Here is a 5,558-nt window from a genome sequence, read left to right on the forward strand (position 1 = left end):
TCCCAATGGTGGCCGCCGTCGCCTCGGTGGCCAAGGTGCACTACGCCGAGATCGTGGCGTCCATTGCCAGCCGGTCGGCAGGCCCGGGAACCCGCGCCAACATCGATGAGTTCACCGAAACCACCTCGCGCGCCATCGAGAGCGTCGGTGGCGCCCGCGCCGGCAAAGCGATCATCGTGCTGAATCCGGCCGATCCTCCGCTGCTGATGCGCGACACCGTGTATGTGTTGTCCGAGGCCGTCGATACGGCGAAGGTCGAAGCCGCGGTGAGCGAGATGGTGGCGAGGGTGGCTGCGTATGTGCCTGGGTATCGTCTCAAGCAGCAGGTCCAGTTCGACGTCATCGACGAACCGCTCAACGTCCCCGGCATCGGCCCCACCACGGGCTTGAAGACCTCCATCTTCCTGGAAGTGGAGGGCGCTGCTCACTACCTGCCAGCGTACGCCGGCAACCTCGACATCATGACCTCGGCCGCACTGGCCACTGCCGAGCGCATGGCCGAATCGCTGCTGGCCCAGCCGGCAGGCGCCTGAGGAGACTCCGATGACCCAACACAAACTCTACATCTCCGATGTCACCCTGCGCGATGGTTCGCATGCGGTGCGTCACCAGTACAGCCTCCCGCAGGTGCGCACCATTGCAGGCGCACTAGACAAGGCGCGCGTGGACTCCATCGAGGTGGCCCACGGCGACGGCCTGCAAGGCGCCTCGTTCAACTACGGCTTCGGCGCGCACAGCGACCTGGAATGGATCGAAGCAGCGGCCGAGTCGGTCAGCCATGCGCGCATCGCCACGCTGCTGCTGCCCGGCATCGGCACCGTGCACGACCTGAAGAACGCCTATTCCGCGGGCGCACGGATCGTGCGTGTGGCCACCCACTGCACCGAGGCGGACATCTCGCGCCAGCACCTTGAAGCAGCCAATGCCCTGGGGATGGATGCGGTCGGCTTCCTCATGATGAGCCATATGATTGCCCCCGCCGCGCTTGCCGAGCAGGCGCTGCTGATGGAAGGCTACGGCGCGTCCTGTGTGTACGTGGTCGATTCCGGTGGTGCGCTGGGCATGAATGACGTGCGTGACCGGGTGCAGGCCCTGCGCCAGGCCTTGAAGCCGGACACCGAGATCGGTATCCATGCCCACCACAACCTGTCGCTGGGCGTGGCCAACTCCATCGTCGCGGCAGAATCCGGTGCGATCCGCATCGATGCGAGCCTGGCCGGCATGGGCGCCGGTGCCGGCAACGCGCCGCTTGAAGTGTTCATTGCAGCGGCCGAGCGCCTGGGCTGGGTGCATGGTTGCGACCTTTACGCCCTGATGGACGCGGCCGACGATATCGTGCGACCGCTTCAGGACCGCCCGGTGCGCGTGGACCGTGAAACGCTGGCGCTCGGTTATGCCGGCGTCTATTCCAGCTTCCTGCGCCACGCCGAGGCCGCTTCGCAACGTTTTGGCATCAATACCGTCGACATCCTGGTTGAACTGGGCAAGCGCCGCATGGTCGGCGGCCAGGAAGACATGATTGTCGACGTCGCCCTGGACATGCTGCGCCGTCGTGATGCGGCCGCAGTGAAGGAACCCGCATGAGCCTTGATAACGAAATCCTTGATCGTTGCGCCCGCCTGCTGCGCGAAGCCGAACGCGACGTGCGTGAGGTGGTCAAACTGACCGACACCTATCCCGGACTGGATGTGGCTGACGCCTATCGGATCCAGCAACGCCTGTGTGCGCTGAAGCAGGCCGAAGGGGTACGCATCGTGGGCATGAAGATGGGCCTGACCTCCCATGCGAAGATGCAGCAGATGGGCGTGGACACGCCCATTTACGGGTTCCTCGGGAGCGATAACGCCGTCGATGATGGCGCGGCGGTGGACACCCGCGTGCTGATCCATCCCAAGGTGGAGGCCGAGATCGCTTTCGTGATGCGCGATGCACTGCGTGGCCCAGGCTGCACCGCCAGTAATGTGCTCGCTGCCACCGACTACGTGGTGCCGGCCATCGAGCTGATCGACTCGCGCTACGAGAACTTCCGGTTCGACCTGCCCAGCGTCATCGCCGACAACACCTCGGCGTCGCGCTACGTCCTGGGGTCGCGCCCGACGGACCCGGCCACGCTCGATCTGCAGACGCTGGGGGTGGTGATGGAGAAGAACGGCCARGTCGCCGAGGTTGGGGCCGGTGCGGCCGTGCTCGGCGACCCTGCCGCTGCAGTGGCCATGCTGGTCAACATGTTGTCCGAACATGGCCAGCCGCTGGAAGCGGGCGCGGTCGTGCTGTCCGGCGCCATCACTGCGGCAATTGCCGTGCAGGCCGGCGACAACGTCCTGGTCCGCGGCGACGGCATCGGTACCGTCGCCATGCGCTTCATCTAGAACGCTCCACCCCGTTCGTCAACGCCACGCGGCCTGTTCACCCAGGCCGTGACGGCATCGCTATGCCCTGGGAGGGGAATCATGGTTGGAATGAAGAGGAGAACGGCGGCCTCKGTGCCGTTGTGGCTGGCCTTGTCCGCACTACCGCAGACGGCGCTGGCGCAGGCCGTGGATACCGCCACGCTGGAGGCGCGCATGGCCGAGCTGGAAGCGGAGATGCAGCAGATGCGAGGGTTGCTGCAGGTGTACCAACAGCGCGATGCCAAAGCGGCCGAGAACACCCCCGCGGTGGCCGTTGCAACACCGCCCGCGCAAGCGTCAACGCCGATCCTGCCCGGGGCGATGCCCGGCACCCGCTTCACGGCAGGCGGCTTCATCAAACTCGATGCCATGACCACGCGGACCAGCGACGGCGCCATCGCCGATGGCTCGGCCGGCCGTCTGTTCTACTTCCCGGCCGCCACCCCGGTCGCCGGGGATGGAAACGGCAAGAGCGCCAGCTACACCGACGTGCATGCCCAGTTCTCCAGGTTCTGGCTGGGCGCCGACACCGTCACCGAACGTGGCGACACGCTCAAAGCGTATATCGAGGCAGACATGTATGGCGGCGGCAACAACGCCTTCGCCGGGAATGAAGTGATCACCAACACCTACGCGCTGACCCTGCGCCAGGCCTATGTCAGCTGGAACCACTGGCTGGCTGGCCAGACCTGGTCCAACTTCCAGGATGTAGCGGCACTGCCGGACACGGTGGACTTCACCGGTCCGTCCGAGGGCACCATCTTCAACCGTCAGGCGCAGCTTCGCTACACGCGCGGCCCGTGGTCGTTCTCGTTGGAGAATCCGCAAACGACGGTGGCGACCTACCGGGGCAACGGCACCCGCCTCAACAGTGGCGATGACACGGTGCCAGACATCTCCGCCCGCTGGGCGCAGCGCGGTGCCTGGGGCCACGTCACGGTGGCGGCCATGGTGCGCAACCTGCGTTACGACGGCCGTACCGATACCGGGATTGCGGCAAGCCTGTCCGGGCGCGTCAACGTCGGCAGCAATGACGACCTGCGCTACATGGTCAGCGGCGGCCAGGGCATTGGTCGCTATCTCGGCTTCGCACTCGGTGCCGACAGCGTGCTGGACGCCGAAGGGGAGCTGCATTCCCAGGACGGCTATGGCGGCTTCGTGGCGTGGCGCCACGCCTTCTCACCCAAGCTGCGCGGCAACCTCGTCTACTCCGGTGCCTGGCTGGACAACGATGCGCAATGGACCGGCGCGCTGGTTACCGAGCGCGCACAGTCCTGGCGCGTCAACCTGATTTACTCGCCGTTCCCGAAGCTGGACCTCGGCGCAGAGCTGAGTCACGCCCAGCGCCGTCTGGAGAATGGGGAGGCTGGCGATCTGAACCGGCTGCACACTCACGTCAAATATAGCTTCTGAGGCTGCTAGAGCTTCCCCATAAATGGCCGTGGGGAGAGCGGGCGCTGATATGCCACGTCTAAGTCAGCTCTCATCCCCAGTCTGCCGTCGACGATATCGAGGAGAAGTGCCGAATGCACGGGAACACGGGAGAAGGTTGGGGTAACTGGCGCGCGGGTGCGGAATTACGTGCGTTCTTTCCTGGCCATGGCGTAGATACTTGAGGGTGGCTCTTGCTGTGTGCTCCTAGGAACGGTGTCGCTATGAGGACACGGAGGGGACCTCAATGCCAAACTTCAAACCTCCGGCACGTGCGTAGTATCTGCGTGTGACGACGTGGTTACAAAGAATCTTCACGGGCTGGACCACATCAACTTCGCAACCGACCGGCGGCGCTGTGCGGTGCTGCGGTCGGACTGGCGACCAGAGCCAAGCTGGCCGCAGCCGCGCCGCCCAACAGTTCGTCGAGCATAAATTGCCTGCGACGGTAGACGACGATGTAGCGTTGTCACGCAGCATGGTGTGTGCCTCTCGACTGACTTATCCGCGTGTCAGGCTGGCGCGGGTACGAACAGAACGAAGAGCAACACTGCGATCTCCGGACTAGAGTCTAGGCAATGACGCGATTTCGTCCCTGCTGCTTGGCCATGTAGAGATGACGGTCAGCCTCAAGGATCAGTTCATCGAAGTTCGTTTGTCCGGCGATACCCACGGCGATGCCAGCGCTCAACGTAGCCTCAATACGCTGCCCGTTAACAGTTAGGGCAGCCTCCTGAAAGCCTGTGCGCAAGCGCTGCGCAGCGGCTAGAGCCTCTGGCGCACTGCAGTCAGGCAAGACGCAGAGAAATTCTTCTCCCCCGATGCGAAACACCCAGTCCTTCTTCCGCACTGCTTTTTGGGCCACACGAGCGGCAATGACGATAACGTCGTCCCCCAGTGCGTGACCGTGCTTGTCGTTGATCTGTTTGAAATGGTCTATGTCAAAATAGATGATAGCGCGTTGCCGCGCTTCGTGACGATCACTCCGCTGCCAAGAGACTTTCCTTTGGTCAAGGAAGCGTCGGTTGTACAGAGTTGTTAGGGGGTCGCGTATCGAGGCCTCATAGAATTCCCGCGATACGCGCTCCTTGCTCATCGACACCATGAGCGCGCTCGCAAGGAGTACCTCGAGAACGATCTGGCCGTTAAAAAGCGCAACAGCCCAGGCCTGCGGCTGGGCCGCGCCCAGTGGTTGGGGAAGCCAAGTGACAAAGGGCAGCGTAATGCCCGCGAGTAAAGCGGAGACAGCAAAGATGACGCCTAAGGGAAGCTTAGAGGGTAAGGATTCATCTGCTTTCTGCAATAGCAGACGCGCCGGGAGACCGGAGTAAAAAGCAACCAACCCAATTCGTACGGCCGCATTGAGCTCTTCAAGCCCGTATGGATCAAACAGGAGAAAAGCAGCGATCAACCACGCGGTAGACGGGGCGATGAGCGATACCCATCGTGCCGGCAGGTCGAAGAACGCACGGACAGCTTGCCAGCCGAAAGCGAAAGCTAAGGAAATAAAGAACGCCCCGAAGTGTAGTCCAGCCTTTTCAGGAAGGCAGGCCGGGCTCACGAGGAACATGCATCCCAAAGCACCTGCGGCGAAAGGGGCGGCAAACCATGCGAACCGGCGTCCCGGCGGACGTATGGCCACCATTAGAAGAGCAATGGACCCGAGTAAGGCTGCACTGTATCCGAGGAGGGTGGGGATATGAATCATCTCGATGGTATTGAGTTCCATGCGCTGCG

General features: G+C 63.3%; 4 protein-coding genes and 1 pseudogene. 4 read left to right on the forward strand and 1 reads right to left on the reverse strand.

The window, feature by feature from the left end; genetic code table 11:
• From AC1DQP_RS15350 to AC1DQP_RS15365, 4 genes and pseudogenes are all read left to right on the forward strand, one after another.
• Positions 1 to 533 (forward strand): annotated as a pseudogene (locus tag AC1DQP_RS15350) (hypothetical protein); the annotation flags it as partial.
• Positions 534 to 543: 10 nt separating this feature from the next.
• Positions 544 to 1,584 (forward strand): 4-hydroxy-2-oxovalerate aldolase, encoded by a 1,041-nt coding sequence (gene dmpG / locus AC1DQP_RS15355; RefSeq protein WP_478051939.1) that lies wholly within the window; start codon positions 544 to 546, stop codon positions 1,582 to 1,584.
• Positions 1,581 to 2,369, forward strand: coding sequence for a 2-oxo-3-hexenedioate decarboxylase (gene dmpH, locus AC1DQP_RS15360; RefSeq protein ID WP_457320979.1), 789 nt, complete (start codon positions 1,581 to 1,583; stop codon positions 2,367 to 2,369). The genes dmpG and dmpH overlap by 4 nt, the downstream gene beginning before the upstream one ends.
• 90 nt (positions 2,370 to 2,459) lie before the next feature.
• Entirely contained in the window at positions 2,460 to 3,803 is a 1,344-nt protein-coding gene (locus tag AC1DQP_RS15365; RefSeq protein ID WP_478051940.1) for a DcaP family trimeric outer membrane transporter, read from the forward strand.
• Positions 3,804 to 4,392: 589 nt separating this feature from the next.
• On the opposite strand, the gene AC1DQP_RS15370 is transcribed toward AC1DQP_RS15365, so the two are convergent.
• Positions 4,393 to 5,558, reverse strand: a 1,166-nt coding sequence (locus AC1DQP_RS15370; RefSeq protein ID WP_478051941.1) for a GGDEF domain-containing protein, incomplete at its 5' end; no start/stop codon positions are given.

It is taken from the genome of Stenotrophomonas sp. P5_A8 (genome assembly GCF_056400545.1).